This is a genomic window from Massilia consociata, from assembly GCF_042432755.1.
Classification (GTDB): domain Bacteria; phylum Pseudomonadota; class Gammaproteobacteria; order Burkholderiales; family Burkholderiaceae_D; genus Telluria; species Telluria consociata.
On the sequence record NZ_JBHLWP010000003.1, the window covers coordinates 271,517 to 286,473 of the forward strand.

Sequence of the window (14,957 nt, forward strand, 5' to 3'; positions counted from 1 at the left end):
GACGCGATGGCTGTTCACGCGATAGTTGAACGCGCGGCCGGCAAGCCGGCCACCCTACGCGGTCGCGAGGTACTCCGCGATCGCCGTGCCCACCTCCGTGGTGCTGGCGGTCCCACCCATGTCCGGCGTGCGCGGCCCGCTCACCAGGCAATGCTCCATCGCCCGCACGACCGCATCGTGCGCTTCGATGTAACCCAAGAACTCCAGCATCATCGCCCCCGACCAGATCATCGCGATCGGATTGGCGATGTTCTTTCCGTAGATATCCGGCGCCGAGCCATGCACCGGCTCGAACAGCGACGGGAAGCTCCGCTCGGGATTCAGGTTGGCCGAGGGCGCGATCCCGATCGTGCCCGCGCAGGCCGGCCCCAGGTCCGACAGGATGTCGCCGAACAGGTTCGAGGCCACGACCACGTCGAAGCGCTCCGGCGACAGCACGAAGCGCGCCGCCAGGATATCGACATGGTACTTGTCCCAGCGGACGTCCGGATAGGCGCTTCCCATCGCCGCCACGCGCTCGTCCCAGTAGGGCATCGAGATGGCGATGCCGTTCGACTTGGTGGCGGCCGTCAGGTGCTTCTTCGGCCGGCGCTGGGCCAGCTCGAAGGCATATTTCAGGATGCGGTCGGTGCCGTGGCGCGTGAACACGGCTTCCTGCAGCACCAGCTCGCGCTCGGTGCCTTCGAACATGCGCCCGCCCACCGACGAGTACTCGCCTTCGGTGTTTTCGCGCACCACGTAGAAGTCGATGTCGCCCGGTTCCTTGCCCGCGAGCGGGCAGGGCACGCCCGGCATCAGGCGTACCGGGCGCAGGTTCACGTACTGGTCGAACTCGCGGCGGAACTTCAGCAGCGAGCCCCACAGCGAGATGTGGTCGGGCACGGTATCCGGCCAGCCGACCGCGCCGAAGAAGATCGCCTCGCATCCGGCGAGCTGCCCCTTCCAGTCGTCCGGCATCATCTTGCCGTACTTAGCGTAGTAGTCGCAGCTGGCCCATTCGAAAGTCTGGAACTCCAGCCCGATACCGAATCGTTGCGCCGCTGCTTCCAGTGCGCGCAGGCCTTCCGGCATGACTTCCTTGCCGATGCCGTCCCCGGCGATGACGGCGATCTTGTGCGTTTTCATGGCTTCTCCTGCAATGGCATTTGTACGAAGGACAGCTTAGCAAGAAAACGATCTGTTTATAATCCGTAGAATCGTAGCCCGATAAAACACGAATCGTGAATAATGTAGAGAACGGCGATCTCAGGGTGCTCGTCACGATCATCCGCAAGGGCAGCTTCACCGGTGCAGCCGAAGAGCTCGGCATGTCGGCGGCCTATGTCAGCAAGCGCATCGGCATGCTGGAAGAGGCCCTGGGCGTGCGGCTGTTCGAGCGCACGACACGACGCATCGTCATTACCGACGAGGGCGAGCAGGTCTACGCACGCGCCCTGCGCATCCTCGAACAGGTAGACGAGATGCTGGACGACCTCTCGGAACGCCGAGGGGAGCCGGCTGGCATGCTGCGCATCTGCAGCAGCTTCGGCTTCGGCCGCAACGCTGTCGCGCCGGTGATCGCCAGGCTGGCGGCAAGCCATCCCAAACTCCAGATCCGCTTCGAAGTGTTCGACCGGCTGGTGGACACGGTGGCCGAGGGTTTCGACCTGGACGTGCGCATCGGCGACGCCATCCCGCCGCAGTTGGTCGCGCGCAAGCTGATGGACAACCACCGCATCCTGTGCGCGGCGCCAGGCTACCTGGCCCGGGCCGGCACGCCGAAAACGCTGGCCGACCTTGCCGGCCACCAGTGCCTGGCCATCAAGGAGCGCGATCATCCGTTCGGCACCTGGCGCCTGCGCGGCAGGAACGGAGAAGAAACCGTGCGGGTGGCGGGCGCGCTGTCGACCAACCACGGCGAGATCGCCCTGCGCTGGGCGGTGGAAGGCGCAGGCATCGTGCTGCGCTCGCAGTGGGATGCGCGGCGCTACCTGGAGGAGGGGGCCTTGGTGCAGGTGCTGCCGGAATACACGCAGCCGGCGAACGTGTGGGCCGTGTATCCGCAGCGCCTCGCCGGTTCCGGCAGGGTGCGGGTGTGCGTGGACTTCCTGCGGCGGTACCTGGCGCAGCCTTAGTCTGCGCCGAGGCAGCGAAAGTGCCCCACCCGTAGTCTGGCCAGGGGCGGCCGATGGTGTATTGACCCTGCACCTGCTACAGGGTGTGTAATTGCGGCAATTAAACAACCACCTCGTAAAGGAGTGTGCCACATGGCCCCGAACGCCGAACGCCTTGTCCTGTTTGCCGCCTTCCTGCTGTACTTTGCCGCGGCCTTCCTGTGGCCTACCTTCCGGGTCTGGAGGATGACCGGCAGGAATCCGTATGTGCTCCCCTCGACGGACGACGCCTACGGTGTCGTGACGGCCGGCATGCGCGCCGTCATGGCCGGGATCCTCGGCTACATCGTCGTCCAGCTGTGCTGGCCGGAGCTGGAGCCCGCATTCGGCCCCCTGGCCTGGCTCGACCGGCCCGCGGCAAGCATGGCCGGTTGGGTGGGACTGGGCGTCGCCGTGGCCTGGACCGTCGTGGCGCAAGTCCAGATGAGGATGTCCTGGCGTATCGGGATCGATCGGCAACACCGGACGGCCCTGGTCACCACGGGATTGTTCGCCTTGTCGCGCAACCCCATCTTCCTTGCCATGCGGCTTTCGCTGCTGAGCCTGGTGTTGCTGCGGCCGAACGCGGTCACGGTCGCGCTGATGCTGGTGGGAGAGGTATTGATGCAGTTACAGGTCAGGCTCGAAGAAGCCTTCCTGCGCGAGTTGCATGGCGCGCCATATGCCGCCTACTGCGCCCGGGTGCGGCGCTGGCTCTGAGGCGCTTGCGTGCAGGCGTGCCCGCCCAGGACGGGCAGGGCGGCCAAACGAAAACGGCCCGCACGAGGCGGGCCGTCATCACGTCACGAACGAAACAGGCTTACGCCATGTTCTGGTTCGCGAATTCCCAGTTGGCGACGTTCCAGAACGCTTCCAGGAACTTGGCGCGGGCGTTGCGGTAGTCGATGTAGTAGGCGTGCTCCCAGACGTCGGCGGTCAGGAGGGCCTTGTCCGAGGTGGTCAGCGGAGTGCCGGCGTTCGAGGTGTTGACGATGTCGACGCTGCCGTCGGCCTTCTGCACCAGCCAGGTCCAGCCCGAGCCGAAGTTGCCCAGCGCGGCCTTGTTGAACTCTTCCTTGAACTTGTCGAACGAACCCCACTTGGCGTTGATCGCGTCGGCAACCTTGCCGGTCGGTGCGCCGCCGCCGTTCGGCGACATGCAGCTCCAGAAGAAGGTGTGGTTCCAGATCTGGGCCGAATTGTTGAACACGCCACCCGACGACTTCTGGATGATCTCTTCCAGGGACATGTTTTCGTACTCGGTCCCCTTGATCATGTTGTTCAGGTTGGTGACATAGGTCTGGTGGTGCTTGCCGTGGTGGAATTCCAGGGTCTCGGCCGAGATGTGCGGCTGCAGGGCGTCCTTAGCGTATGGCAGTGCTGGCAGGATGTGTTCCATGTGTTATTCCTTGTATCGGGTTGGACGGGTTTTGTTCCAGAGCGCCGTTATTCTAAACCGGATGGCGCGATGTTGCATGTTTGGCTCTTGTCAGGTCGGCTATCCGCCCGGCTGTCAGTCTGGCGCATCTTCCAGCACGCTCTGCACGCTGGACACGCCGATCTCGGCGCTGCCGCCGGCCAGGCGCACGGTGAGCTTGTTGCGCGCCTTGATTTGCGCCGGGTCGCGCAGGACCTCGCCCTTTGCATTGCGCACGATCGCATAGCCGCGTTCGAGCGTGCGCTGCGGGTTCAGCAGTTCGAGCTGGGCCGCCAGCGCGCCCAGCGCGTCGCGTCGCTGTTTGACCTGGCTGCACAGGCTCGCGTTCAGGTGGCGTGCGTCCGAGGCCAGCCGCGCACGCAGGGCCCGCATGTCCGGACGGTGGCGCATCCAGCGCTGCTGCAACTGGGCCAGCACCAGGTTCTGGCGGTTGACCGGGGTGCGCACGGCGTGCGTGAGCGCGGCGCCCATCGACAGCAGCTTGACGCGCTGGTGCCGGATCTGGGCGGATGGGCTCAAGAGGCGGCGGCTGTAATTGTCCAGTCCCTGGCTGGCTTCCGACAGGGTGCGGCGCATGGCGCGGCGCAGGTCCGTCGCATCGGCGGACAGCGAGGCGAGCCAGTCGGAGCGCGGCGTGGCGGCCAGTTCGGCGGCGGCGGTCGGGGTGGCGGCGCGCACGTCGGCGGCGAAGTCGGCGATGGTGACGTCGGTTTCGTGGCCGACGCCCGAGATCACGGGAATCGTGCAGGCGTCGATGGCGCGCGCCACGCATTCCTCGTTGAAGCTCCACAGGTCTTCGATCGAGCCGCCGCCGCGGCAGACCAGCAGCACGTCGGCTTCCTGGCGGCGCGACGCGGTCATGATGGCTTCGGCGATCTTGTCGGCGGCGAACTGGCCCTGCACCGGGGCAGGGTAGAGGATGACGTTCACATGCGGGGCGCGGCGGCGCAGGGCGGTCAATACGTCGCGCAGGGCGGCGGCCTGCGGGCTGGTGACGATGCCGACCGTGCGCGGGAACAGCGGCAGCGGGCGCTTGCGCTCGGCGTCGAACAGGCCCTGGCTCGAGAGTTTTTCCTTCAGGCGCAGGAAGGCTTCATACAGCTGGCCGACGCCGGCGCGGCGGATGGTCTCGACGTTGATCTGGTAGTCGCCGCGTGCACCATACAGCGTGACCAGGGCCCGCACCTCGACCTTGTCGCCTTCGCGCGGAATGAAGCCGGCGTACTGGGCACGGCTGCGGAACATGACGGCGCGCACCTGGGCGGCATCGTCCTTCAGCGTGAAATACCAGTGGCCGGAAGCGGCGCGCGTGAAGTTGGAAATCTCGCCGCCGATCCACACCAGTGGAAAACTCCGCTCGAGCAGGCGGGCAACCTGCTGGTTCAGGGCCGTCACGCTCAGGACAGGCGGGGCGGTGTAGGCGGGATCGGCGTCGGCGATGTGTTCCATGGGCAGCTGGGGAGTCGTTGAAAGACGGGCAAAGGCGAAGCTTATGCCAAGTCTTGATGGAGCGACAAGGGGCGCATGCAAGCGTGCGCGACTGCCGGGGCGCTGCTGTGTACAACTTTCTATTGCCGTTTTTCAATGCATGGCAATGAAATCATTTGAAATCAAAGGGTTATACGGTGGTCTTGATACTTGACCACAATCTTATCCACACATTCTGTGGGGAACTCATCCATAAGACACAAGACTGCACAAGAATTGCGCGCAAGCCCGACTTTCCTTTCGAATCAAGCACTTGCCAGGCATATGAGGAGCTTGGTCACATTCTTGTCCACAGAAATTGTGCATGACCACGCCAAGCGCCCATCCCCCTATGCTGTCCGTGATTGAACTTGCTTGCGGCAATCTCGATCCTGCCCAAAAATGACGCTCGGCAATTTTATTGTGTTGGATCAATGACTTAACGACTCAAGCAGGGCCTTGCACACAATTTTGTCCACAAAAAGTGTGCACAAGCCCTGGCCGGCTTGCCCGCGAGGGCGTGGGGGAGGTCCCGGGCCGCCGCCGCGCGGGGCGCCTGGCGAGCGTTGCCCCCCGGATCATGCCTTGACCCGGGCGTTTCCCCTGGCCTGCACATTTCTGCGGCAGGAGAGTGCGTACCGTTTAAAAACAACGACTTACCTTCTAGATTCTGCGTTTCATCACATCCTTATCCACACAATGTGTGCAAAGCTGAACTTCGTCTGCCTTTCCATGTCGAGGGCAAAATAAACCATGCAAGTAAAGCCGTGCTTGCAGCGTTTCATCGGCTTTACTGCTGAGTGATTAAATTTTGTGCAGAGAGGTTTTATTGTTTAAAATCAGGTGCTTGGATGTCCAAAAAGGCCCTTGCTCACATTATTGTCCACAAAAATTGTGAGGAACCGCATACAGGTCCGGTTGCAGGACGACAGTTCGGCACTGCTTATTTTTTGCGCGCTAGAAATTTCCCCATATAAATCAACTATTTGATGGCCTGTCGGCGTCATTGCGCACAATTTTGTCCACAGAATTTGTTCGTAAGTGCAAATGCTTGAGCAAGGTCAAGACGCGTGAATAAGTCTCGATAGTACGCTTGCCAAGCGAGCCGAACAGGTGCCATTTTCTTGCGCACGTCCATAAAGTCCTTACCAATCAAGGGGATGCGTACGTAGCAGGGCCCTTGCGCACATTTTTATCCACAGAACTTGTGTAGAACCTGGCGTGCGGCACACTTGCCGCCCTGCTGGCAACTTGTTACATTGCTGAATTGATTTCTTCCCTCAGGAGTTTGTCTTGCTCGCTATTTTTCAGGCTGCAGGTTGGCCAATCTGGTTCTTGCTGATCGCCTCGATCGTTGCTGTCGCCCTGATCGTGGAACGCCTGATCTACCTGCGCCGCGAGAAGATCCTCCCGAAGCAACTGCTCGATGAAGTGATCCGCGTCCACCGCGCCGGCAAGGTCACGCCCGAGGTCGTGGACAAGCTCGAACACAATTCGCCGCTCGGCACCGTGCTGGCGGCGGCGCTGCGCAACGTCGACGCCCCGCGCGACGTCATGAAGGAATCGATCGAAGAAGCGGGCCGCGGCGTCGCCCACGGCCTGGAACGCTTCCTGACCACGCTCGGCACCATCGCCTCGCTGGCGCCGCTGATGGGGCTGTTCGGCACGATCGTCGGCATGATCGAGATCTTCGGGGCCCAGACCCCGACCGGCAACAACCCGGCGCAGCTGGCGCACGGCATCTCGGTGGCGCTGTACAACACCGGCTTCGGCCTGGCCATCGCCATGCCGGCCCTGGTGTTCTACCGCCACTTCCGCGCGCTGGTCGACAGCTTCATCGTCGAGATGGAACTGCAGGCCGTGAAATTCGTCGACGTCGTCCACGGTAGCCGCAAATGATGAATTTCCGCCGCGATCGCCGGCGCGAAGAGCCGGAGATCAACCTGATCGCCTTCATCGACGTGCTGCTGGTGGTGCTCATCTTCCTGATGGTCACGACCACCTTCAGCAAGTTCACCGAACTGCAGATCACGCTGCCCACGGCCGATGCCTCGAAGGTGGAGGAGCGCCCGTTCGAGATCAACGTCACCATCGACGCCAAGGGCAACTACACGGTGAACAACGTGCCGGTGTCCTTCCACAGCGTGGCCGGCCTGGCCGAAGACCTGCGTGCCGCCGCCGGCAAGGGCGCGAACGGCCAGCCGGTGGCCGACCCGGTCGTCATCGTCAATGCCGACCAGTTCGCGATGCACCAGATGGTCATCAACGTGCTGGAAGCGGCGCGCGTGGCCGGCTACGACAAGCTGACCTTCGCCGCCCAGACCGGCACGAAGAAATAAGAACCGACTATCCGAATCGACGCGCGGGCCGGCCATGTCGCTGGCCCGCGCATTGTCCACCCCTGCATGGCATCTCCCTCCCTCGAATCGACCCTGACGCGCGCCTGGCTGCGCCGCGGCCCGCTGGCGCTGGCACTGCTGCCGGTGGCGCTGCTGTTCCGCCTGCTGGCAGGCTTCCGCATGCTGCTGTACCGTCTTGGACTGAAAAAGGGCGGGCGGCTGCCGGTGCCGGTGATTGTGGTCGGCAATATCTTTATTGGCGGAACCGGCAAGACGCCGTTGACGATCTGGCTGGCCGAGGCATTGCGTGCGGCCGGGATGCGGCCCGGCGTGATCTCGCGCGGCCACGGCGGTGCGCAATCCGGCACGCGTGACGTCACGCCCCGGTCGGACCCGCGCGAGGTCGGCGACGAGCCGCTCCTGATCGCCGCCCGCACCGGCTGCCCGGTCGTGGTCGGGCGCAAGCGCGTCGATGCGGGCAGGGCGCTGCTGGCGGCCCATCCGGAGGTGGACGTCTTGATCACCGACGACGGCCTGCAGCACTATGCGCTGGCGCGCGACGTCGAGATCGTCCTGTTCGACGGCCGCGGGGTGGGCAACGGCTGGCTGCTGCCGGCCGGTCCGCTGCGCGAGCCGCCGTCGCGCCGGCGCGACTTCACCGTGGTGAATGCGCCCGAGATCACGCCCGCGCTGGCGCAGTCGGTGGGCGGACGGCCGTTTCGGATGCAATTGGCCGGCGACTTCGCCGAGCCCCTGGCCGGCGGCGCGCGCGTCCCGCTGGCAGGCCTGCAGGGCAAGCGCATCGCCGCCGCCGCCGGCATCGGCAATCCGGGCCGCTTTTTCGCCATGCTGCGCGGGGCCGGCCTGGCGATCGACGAGCTGCCCTTGCCCGACCACCACGACTTCCTCGACCGTCCGTTCGACCGGGTGGATGCCGATGTCATCCTGATCACGGAGAAGGATGCAGTAAAATGTCGGCAACTTGATAACCTGAAGGACGATCCGCGCTTGTGGGTCGTGCCAGTGACGGCGCGGATCGATTCCGCGCTGGCCGAACAAATCGTGGAGAAATGTCGTGGACGCTCGACTGCTTGATATCCTGGTCTGCCCGTTGTGCAAGGGCCCGCTTGAGTACGATAAGAAGGCGCAGGAACTGACCTGCCGCCCGGACCGCCTGGCCTACCCGATCCGCGACGGGATCCCGATCATGTGGGCCGACCAGGCGCGCAAGATCGAACCCGTCTGAGCGCTGCAGGCGGATCCGCATGAGCTTTACCGTCATCATCCCGGCGCGGCTGGCCTCGACCCGCCTGCCGAACAAGCCGCTGGCCGACCTCGGCGGCAAGCCGATGATCGTGCGCGTCGCCGAGCGCGCGCTCGACTCCGGTGCCAGCCGCATCATCGTCGCCACCGACCATGCCGACATCCTGGCCGCCTGCGCCGCGCACGGCATCGAAGCCTGCATGACGCGCGCCGACCACCCGTCGGGCACCGACCGCATCGCCGAAGTCGCGCGCACGCTGGGCCTGGCGCCGGAAGAGGTCGTGGTCAACCTGCAGGGCGACGAGCCGCTGATCGACCCGGCCCTGCTGGCCGCCTGCGCCGCGCGCATTCGCGACGGCGTGCCGATGGCTACCTGCGCCCACCCGATCCATGACGTCGCCGACGTGTTCAATCCGAACGTGGTCAAGGTCGTGCTCGACAAGGCGGGCCGTGCACTGTATTTCTCGCGCGCCACGATTCCCTGGCACCGGGATGCCTTCGCTGCTACACAGGATTCCCTGCCGGCCGGCTACACCCCGCTGCGCCACATTGGCCTGTACGCCTACAGCAACGCCTTCCTCCAGGGCTACCCGGCGCTGGAAAGTTCGCCGCTCGAAACCATCGAGGCGCTGGAACAGCTGCGCGTACTCTGGCATGGCTACCCGATCGCCGTGCACATCACCGACAGCGCGCCGCCCGCCGGCGTCGATACCCCGGACGACCTGGAGCGCGTGCGCCGGCATTACATCGTTTGAGCCAGTCAAGATGCCACATTCCGACTTCTGCGCCATATCAAAAGTTGCTGGCGGAAGGCCCCGGGATTGGCGTTAAAGCTGACTTTTGTGGTAACTTTCGTGTCAAGGTAGCCAGATATATATCAAACGCGGCATCCGGCGCGCTTGTTCGCCAACATAATAATTATCAACATCCTCTAGGAATCTAGGAATCTCATGCGTCTCATTCTGCTAGGAGCACCGGGAGCCGGTAAGGGCACCCAGGCCAACTTCATCAAGGAAAAGTTCAACATTCCGCAGATTTCCACCGGTGACATGCTGCGCGCGGCAATCAAGGCAGGTACCGAGCTGGGCCTGGCTGCCAAGAAGGTGATGGACGCAGGCCAGCTGGTCTCGGACGACATCATCATCGGCCTGGTGAAGGAGCGCCTGAAAGAAGCCGATTGCGCCAACGGCTACCTGTTCGACGGCTTCCCGCGCACCATTGCGCAGGCCGACGCCATGAAGGACAGCGGCGTCATGGTCGACTACGTGCTGGAAATCGACGTCCCGGACGACATGATCGTCGAGCGCATGTCGGGCCGTCGCTCGCACCCGGCATCGGGCCGCGTGTACCACATCAAGTTCAACCCGCCGAAGGTCGAGGGCATCGACGACGTCACCGGCGAGCCGCTGGTGCAGCGCGACGACGACAAGGAAGAGACCGTCCTGAAGCGCCTGGCCGTGTACCACAACCAGACCGAAGTGTTGCTCGGCTACTACAACAAGTGGGCCCAGTCGGGCCTGCCGGGCGCGCCGAAATACCGCAAGATCTCGGGCGTCGGCCCGGTCGAGCAGGTGCGTGACGCAGCCTTCGCGGCGCTGTCCGAATAAACAAGCAAGAAGTCGATCGAAACGGCCCCGCGGGGCCGTTTTGTTTTCGTAGGAGCGATTACAGGTACCGCTCAACCGCCGCAGTGAGCGATTCCCGGTCCGAATCCCCGTGATAGCGCTCGCCGTTGATGAAGAAGCTCGGCGTCCCCCTGGCCCCCAGCGACTTGCCTTCCTCCGCCTGCGCCCGGATGCGCTCGCGGTGGCGGCGCGTGGACATGTCCTCGTCGAAGCGCGCCGCATCCAGGCCCAGCTGCTGCGCCAGCAGCGGCAACTGCGCCGGCGCCATCTGCGCCTGGTGCTCGAACAGCGCGTCGTGCATTTCCCAGAACTTGCCCTGCGCCGCGGCCGCTTCCGCCGCCTCGGCGGCCGCCTCCGCATACGGATGCATCTCCAGCGGCAGGTGCCGGTACACCAGCGTGATGCGTTCGCCGTAGCGATGCTTCAGCTCGTCCAGGGTCGGGCGTGCACGCGCACAGTAAGGGCACTGGAAATCGGCGTACTCGACAATGACAATGTCGGCATCCGGGCTGCCGCGTACGTGGTCGCCTTCCACGATCTGCAACTGGCTCATGTTTGCTCCCATGGTGGTTGATGCTTCGATCTTCGCACGGCTTCCCGTGCGTCTGCCGCCCGTTACCTGTCATCATCATGTGAACAATTGTTTCGTGTGCGCCGTGTGCTGTGGCACAGGCCGATAATGGACAGCCTGACAAACGAACGCATGAGGTGCGCCATGAGTCCCCTGATGAGTCCCCGCAAATCGGTCATTGCCCTGCTGTTCGCGCTGGGGTCGGCAAGCGCGCTGGCCCAGAGCCCGGCGTCGCCGACGCCGGTGCCGAGCAAGCCGGTCGACAGCGCCACCTTCGGCCCGGTCCTGAACCCGCAGTCGGGCACCCAGCCGCCCGTCACCACCCAGCAGCCGTCGCCCGCCACCACGCAGGCAACCGGCGAAGCGCGTCCGCAGGCGCAGGAGGAGCGCGCCGGCCAGCCGCCGACGACGCCGAACAGGCACAACGAGGTCGATCCTTCGGCCCGCCCGGCGCCGGTGGCGCAGCCGCCGCAGCAGCAGCAACAGCAGCCGGAAGCGCGCCCGGAACGGCAGCAGCGGCAGCCGGCGAAGAAGGACAAGCAGGCCCAGCGCCGCGCTGTCGAGCAGCGCATCGAAGGCACGCCGCGCATTGCCGCGCCAGCGCCGCAAGCGCCGGACCGCGCCGCTGCGCCGGTGGCAACGCCGCCGGTCGCTCCGTCGTCCACCCAGCTGGTGGGCTGCGCCGGCAGCAGCTGCACGGACACCGCCGGGACCACCTATAACATTCCGACCACGAGCAACACCGGCGTCAGCAGCAATGGCCGCCTGTGCACCCGCAGCGGCGCCACCATGCAATGCTTGTAAGCGGCGCAAGGCCGGGCATGGTTTTTCTTGCCAAAAGTTCGCTACAATGCGGCTGTTTGACGTTTACGTAAACGTAACCAATCCGACAGCAATCAAGCGTATCCGTCTTCGCAGCAGCACTAGAACTTTTAAAAGGGAAAACCATGCAAATTCAGAACAATGTGTTCATCGTGACCGGTGGCGCGTCGGGGCTTGGAGCGGCCACGGCACGCATGATCACCGAGGCCGGCGGCAAGGTCGTCATCGCCGACGTGCAGGCTGAGGCCGGCGCCGCCCTGGCGGCCGAGCTGGGTGGTGAATTCGTCAAGTGCGACGTGACCTCCGAGGCCGATGGCCTGGCGGTGGTCGACGCCGCCAGCAAGCTGGGCCAGCTCCGCGGCCTGGTCAACTGCGCCGGCGTGGCGCCGGCCGTCAAGACCGTCGGCAAGGACGGCCCGCACCCGCTGGACGCCTTCCAGCGCGCCGTGAACATCAACCTGGTCGGTACCTTCAACATGTGCCGCCTGGCGGCAGACGCCATGGGCAAGCTCGAGGCAGCAGAATACGGCGAGCGCGGCATCATCATCAACACCGCCTCGGTCGCGGCGTTCGACGGCCAGATCGGCCAGGCCGCCTACGGCTCGTCGAAAGCAGCCGTGGCCGGCATGACCCTGCCGATGGCGCGTGACCTGGCGCGTAGCGGCATCCGCGTGATGACCATCGCCCCGGGCATCTTCGAGACCCCGATGCTGATGGGGATGCCGCAGGAAGTGCGCGATTCGCTGGGCAAGATGGTCCCGTTCCCGCCGCGCCTCGGCATGCCGAAGGAATATGCGCACCTGGCCAAGGCCATCATCGAAAACGTGATGCTCAACGGCGAAACGATCCGCCTGGACGGCGCGATCCGCATGCAGCCGAAGTAAGCTGCGTGAACAAGCTTGACTGAAAGCCACCGGCAATTACTGTAGGATAGCCGGATGTCGGGCGCGTGGCGCAAGCCGCGCGCCCGTTTTGCTTTGGAGAGCCGATTTGAAGAACTTGAAGTTGCATGGCGTCCGTGAGGCCGTCCTGGGCCTGGCCCTGGGCCTCGCCGCCACCCCGTCGCTGCTGGCACAGGATGCACGGCAGGCCGCCCCCGAAGCCGCTACCGGCTACCGGGAAAAAGCAGGCTGGCCGGCGAAGAACTACATGGTGGCCGCGGCCAACCCGCTGGCGGTGGAGGCCGGCTACCGGATCCTGCAGCAGGGCGGCAGCGCCATCGACGCCGCCATCGCCACCCAGCTGGTGCTGACCCTGGTCGAGCCGCAGTCCTCGGGCATCGGCGGCGGCGCCTTCCTGGTCCACTACGACGGCAAGCGCACCCAGGCCTTCGACGGACGCGAGACCGCCCCCTCGAAAGCCGACGAGCGGCTGTTCCAGAGGCCCGACGGCACGCCACTCTCGCGCACCGAAGGCATCGTCGGCGGCCGCTCGGTCGGCGCGCCGGGCGTGCTGCGCATGCTCGAGCTGGCGCACCGCGAGCACGGCAAGCTGCCGTGGAAGGCGCTGTTCGCCCCGGCCATCCGCCTGTCGGAAGAGGGCTTCGCGGTGAGCCCGCGCCTGCACGCCCTCCTGTCGGGCGACGCCCACCTGCGCAAGGACCCGGAAGCGGCGCGCTACTTCTACGGCAACGGCGGCAAGCCCTGGCCGGTCGGGCACATCCTGAAGAACCCGGCGCTGGCGGCGACCCTGCGCGAGATCGCCGAAGGCGGCGCCGACGCCTTCTACACCGGCCGCATCGCGCGCGACATCGCGGCCAAGGTGCAGGCCCACCCGACCAACCCGGGCCTGTTGACGGCCGCCGACATCGCCGGCTACCGGCCCAAGGTGCGCACGCCCGTGTGCAGCGACTACCGCGCGTACACGGTGTGCGGCATGCCGCCGCCGTCCTCCGGCGGCATCGCCGTGGCCCAGATGCTGGGCATGTTCGAGACCATGGACATGAAGGCGCTCGCGCCGAAGAACGGCGTGCCGGGCCCGGACGCGCTGCACGTGTTCAGCGAAGTGGCACGCCTGGCCTACGCCGACCGCAACCGCTACGCCGCCGACACCGACTTCGTGCCGCTGCCGGGACGCGGCGTGCCGAGCCTGATCGACAAGGCCTACCTGGCGCAGCGCGCGCAGCTGGTGGGCGCGCGCTCGATGGGCGAGGCGCCGGCCGGCAAGCCGCCCGGCATGGAAATGGCCTGGCACTGGGGCCGCGACAACGCCATCGAGACCCCGTCGACCTCGCACGTGTCGGTGGTGGACCGCTACGGCATGGGCCTGGCCATGACCACCACCATCGAGGACGCGTTCGGATCGCGCCAGATGGTCGGCGGCTTCCTCCTCAACAACCAGCTGACCGATTTCTCCTTCGCCTCGCGCGATGCCGACGGCCCGGTGGCCAACCGTGTCGAGGCGGGCAAGCGCCCGCGCAGCGCGATGTCGCCCACCGTCGTGTTCGACAAGAAGACCGGCAGGCTGGTGCTGGCGGTGGGCTCGCCCGGCGGCCCGGCCATCATCAACTACGTGGCCAAGGTGCTGGTCGGCACGCTCGACTGGGGCCTGAACGTGCAGCAGGCGATCTCGCTGCCCAACTTCGGCAGCCGCAACGGCCCGACCGAGCTGGAAGTGGGACGCTTCCCGTCCACCACCATCGAGGCGCTCAACGCGCGCGGCCACAAGGTGCGCCTGGGCGAACAGACCTCGGGCCTGCACGGCATCCAGCGCATCCAGATCCACGGCGTGCCGCTGTGGTACGGCGGGGCCGACCCGCGCCGGGAAGGCGTGGCGAAGGGCGACTGAGGCGTGCGCAGGGCAGGGCGGCGGATGATGGTCCAAAGTCCTCATCCGAAACCTTGTTTGAGACAGATCATTTTGCGTCAACAGGAGAGCATCGTATGAACATTCCTTTCTCGGGCGGATGCGCGTGCGGCGCGATCCGTTACACCGCTGCGCGCGAGCCCATTGCCATGCTCAACTGCCATTGCAGGGACTGCCAGCTGTCGAGCGGCGCGCCGTTCGCGTCGGGCATCGTCGTCATGACTGCCGATCTCGAGGTCAGCGGTGCGCCGAAGACCCATGCGGTACGCGCCGGCAGCGGTGCCCTTGCGATTCGCAGTTTCTGCCCGGATTGCGGGACACCCTTGTTCACGCAAGGCGAAGCCAATCCGCAATTCACCTCGATCCGGTTTCCGACCCTGGACGTTACATCGGGCTTCAAGCCGATGCTGGACATTCATACCGCGAGTGCCCAACCCTGGGTGTGCCTCGACCAAGCGATTCCGCACTTTCCGCAGTCGCCGCAACCAGCATGAA

16 protein-coding genes are annotated in these 14,957 nt (G+C 65.3%); 12 read left to right on the forward strand and 4 right to left on the reverse strand.

All coding sequences use genetic code 11. The features are described from left to right. Positions 1-54: 54 nt before the first annotated feature. Entirely contained in the window at positions 55-1,125 is a 1,071-nt protein-coding gene (locus tag ACFFJK_RS02835) for a tartrate dehydrogenase (RefSeq protein ID WP_379677575.1), read from the reverse strand. A 95-nt stretch (positions 1,126-1,220) separates the two neighbouring features. Here ACFFJK_RS02835 and ACFFJK_RS02840 point away from each other — a divergent pair, with 95 nt between their 5' ends. Next, positions 1,221-2,114, forward strand: coding sequence for a LysR substrate-binding domain-containing protein (locus ACFFJK_RS02840; RefSeq protein ID WP_379677576.1), 894 nt, complete (start codon positions 1,221-1,223; stop codon positions 2,112-2,114). Between the two features lie 132 nt (positions 2,115-2,246). Then, the gene (locus ACFFJK_RS02845; RefSeq protein WP_379677577.1) at positions 2,247-2,852 is read left to right on the forward strand and encodes a methyltransferase family protein; all 606 of its coding nucleotides are present in this window, start codon (positions 2,247-2,249) and stop codon (positions 2,850-2,852) included. 100 nt (positions 2,853-2,952) lie between these two features. Here the strand turns inward: ACFFJK_RS02845 and ACFFJK_RS02850 are convergent, their stop codons facing one another. Beyond that, a complete protein-coding gene (locus ACFFJK_RS02850) occupies positions 2,953-3,531 on the reverse strand; it encodes a superoxide dismutase (protein ID WP_379677578.1) in 579 nt (192 codons plus the stop codon). Positions 3,532-3,645: 114 nt separating this feature from the next. Beyond that, the gene (gene xseA / locus ACFFJK_RS02855) at positions 3,646-5,019 is read right to left on the reverse strand and encodes an exodeoxyribonuclease VII large subunit (protein WP_379677579.1); all 1,374 of its coding nucleotides are present in this window, start codon (positions 5,017-5,019) and stop codon (positions 3,646-3,648) included. A gap of 1,311 nt (positions 5,020-6,330) precedes the next feature. Here xseA and ACFFJK_RS02860 point away from each other — a divergent pair. The 6 genes from ACFFJK_RS02860 to adk all read left to right on the forward strand — a co-directional run bounded on the left by ACFFJK_RS02860 (position 6,331) and on the right by adk (position 10,246). Beyond that, the gene (locus ACFFJK_RS02860) at positions 6,331-6,936 is read left to right on the forward strand and encodes a MotA/TolQ/ExbB proton channel family protein (protein ID WP_379677580.1); all 606 of its coding nucleotides are present in this window, start codon (positions 6,331-6,333) and stop codon (positions 6,934-6,936) included. After that, positions 6,936-7,376 carry an ExbD/TolR family protein gene (locus ACFFJK_RS02865; protein ID WP_379677659.1) on the forward strand — a complete coding sequence of 147 codons (441 nt, stop codon included), beginning with the start codon at positions 6,936-6,938 and terminating at the stop codon, positions 7,374-7,376. Before ACFFJK_RS02860 ends, ACFFJK_RS02865 begins: the two co-directional genes overlap by 1 nt. Positions 7,377-7,442: 66 nt before the next feature. After that, positions 7,443-8,471 carry a tetraacyldisaccharide 4'-kinase gene (lpxK, locus tag ACFFJK_RS02870; RefSeq protein ID WP_379677581.1) on the forward strand — a complete coding sequence of 343 codons (1,029 nt, stop codon included), beginning with the start codon at positions 7,443-7,445 and terminating at the stop codon, positions 8,469-8,471. After that, the gene (locus tag ACFFJK_RS02875) at positions 8,452-8,622 is read left to right on the forward strand and encodes a Trm112 family protein (RefSeq protein WP_081926130.1); all 171 of its coding nucleotides are present in this window, start codon (positions 8,452-8,454) and stop codon (positions 8,620-8,622) included. The genes lpxK and ACFFJK_RS02875 overlap by 20 nt, the downstream gene beginning before the upstream one ends. 19 nt (positions 8,623-8,641) lie before the next feature. Then, the gene (gene kdsB / locus ACFFJK_RS02880) at positions 8,642-9,394 is read left to right on the forward strand and encodes a 3-deoxy-manno-octulosonate cytidylyltransferase (protein WP_379677582.1); all 753 of its coding nucleotides are present in this window, start codon (positions 8,642-8,644) and stop codon (positions 9,392-9,394) included. Between the two features lie 195 nt (positions 9,395-9,589). Next, positions 9,590-10,246, forward strand: coding sequence for an adenylate kinase (adk, locus tag ACFFJK_RS02885; RefSeq protein WP_379677583.1), 657 nt, complete (start codon positions 9,590-9,592; stop codon positions 10,244-10,246). Between the two features lie 58 nt (positions 10,247-10,304). Here the strand turns inward: adk and ACFFJK_RS02890 are convergent, their stop codons facing one another. Next, positions 10,305-10,817: a DsbA family protein gene (locus ACFFJK_RS02890; protein WP_379677584.1), complete on the reverse strand. Its 513-nt coding sequence runs from the start codon at positions 10,815-10,817 to the stop codon at positions 10,305-10,307. A gap of 174 nt (positions 10,818-10,991) precedes the next feature. Between ACFFJK_RS02890 and ACFFJK_RS02895 the strand changes: the two genes are divergently transcribed. The 4 genes from ACFFJK_RS02895 to ACFFJK_RS02910 all read left to right on the forward strand — a co-directional run bounded on the left by ACFFJK_RS02895 (position 10,992) and on the right by ACFFJK_RS02910 (position 14,956). Continuing rightward, positions 10,992-11,639 (forward strand): hypothetical protein, encoded by a 648-nt coding sequence (locus ACFFJK_RS02895; RefSeq protein WP_379677585.1) that lies wholly within the window; start codon positions 10,992-10,994, stop codon positions 11,637-11,639. A gap of 143 nt (positions 11,640-11,782) precedes the next feature. Further along, on the forward strand, positions 11,783-12,541 hold the full coding sequence (locus ACFFJK_RS02900; protein WP_379677586.1) for a 3-hydroxyacyl-CoA dehydrogenase: 759 nt from the start codon (positions 11,783-11,785) through the stop codon (positions 12,539-12,541). Between the two features lie 115 nt (positions 12,542-12,656). After that, positions 12,657-14,444 carry a gamma-glutamyltransferase gene (gene ggt, locus ACFFJK_RS02905; protein ID WP_379677660.1) on the forward strand — a complete coding sequence of 596 codons (1,788 nt, stop codon included), beginning with the start codon at positions 12,657-12,659 and terminating at the stop codon, positions 14,442-14,444. Between the two features lie 95 nt (positions 14,445-14,539). Then, positions 14,540-14,956, forward strand: a complete 417-nt coding sequence (locus tag ACFFJK_RS02910; RefSeq protein ID WP_379677588.1) for a GFA family protein — start codon at positions 14,540-14,542, stop codon at positions 14,954-14,956. Position 14,957 lies beyond the last annotated feature (1 nt).

Excerpts from the sequence above, each read along its gene's own strand:
- lpxK (WP_379677581.1), top strand. The coding sequence starts at position 7,443 with ATGGCATCTCCCTCCCTCGAATCGACCCTGACGCGCGCCTGGCTGCGC.
- ACFFJK_RS02895 (WP_379677585.1), top strand. The coding sequence starts at position 10,992 with ATGAGTCCCCGCAAATCGGTCATTGCCCTGCTGTTCGCGCTGGGGTCG.
- ACFFJK_RS02890 (WP_379677584.1), bottom strand. The coding sequence starts at position 10,817 with ATGAGCCAGTTGCAGATCGTGGAAGGCGACCACGTACGCGGCAGCCCG.
- adk (WP_379677583.1), top strand. The coding sequence starts at position 9,590 with ATGCGTCTCATTCTGCTAGGAGCACCGGGAGCCGGTAAGGGCACCCAG.
- kdsB (WP_379677582.1), top strand. The coding sequence starts at position 8,642 with ATGAGCTTTACCGTCATCATCCCGGCGCGGCTGGCCTCGACCCGCCTG.
- ACFFJK_RS02845 (WP_379677577.1), top strand. The coding sequence starts at position 2,247 with ATGGCCCCGAACGCCGAACGCCTTGTCCTGTTTGCCGCCTTCCTGCTG.
- ACFFJK_RS02835 (WP_379677575.1), bottom strand. The coding sequence starts at position 1,125 with ATGAAAACGCACAAGATCGCCGTCATCGCCGGGGACGGCATCGGCAAG.
- ACFFJK_RS02865 (WP_379677659.1), top strand. The coding sequence starts at position 6,936 with ATGAATTTCCGCCGCGATCGCCGGCGCGAAGAGCCGGAGATCAACCTG.
- ACFFJK_RS02900 (WP_379677586.1), top strand. The coding sequence starts at position 11,783 with ATGCAAATTCAGAACAATGTGTTCATCGTGACCGGTGGCGCGTCGGGG.
- ACFFJK_RS02850 (WP_379677578.1), bottom strand. The coding sequence starts at position 3,531 with ATGGAACACATCCTGCCAGCACTGCCATACGCTAAGGACGCCCTGCAG.
- xseA (WP_379677579.1), bottom strand. The coding sequence starts at position 5,019 with ATGGAACACATCGCCGACGCCGATCCCGCCTACACCGCCCCGCCTGTC.
- ACFFJK_RS02910 (WP_379677588.1), top strand. The coding sequence starts at position 14,540 with ATGAACATTCCTTTCTCGGGCGGATGCGCGTGCGGCGCGATCCGTTAC.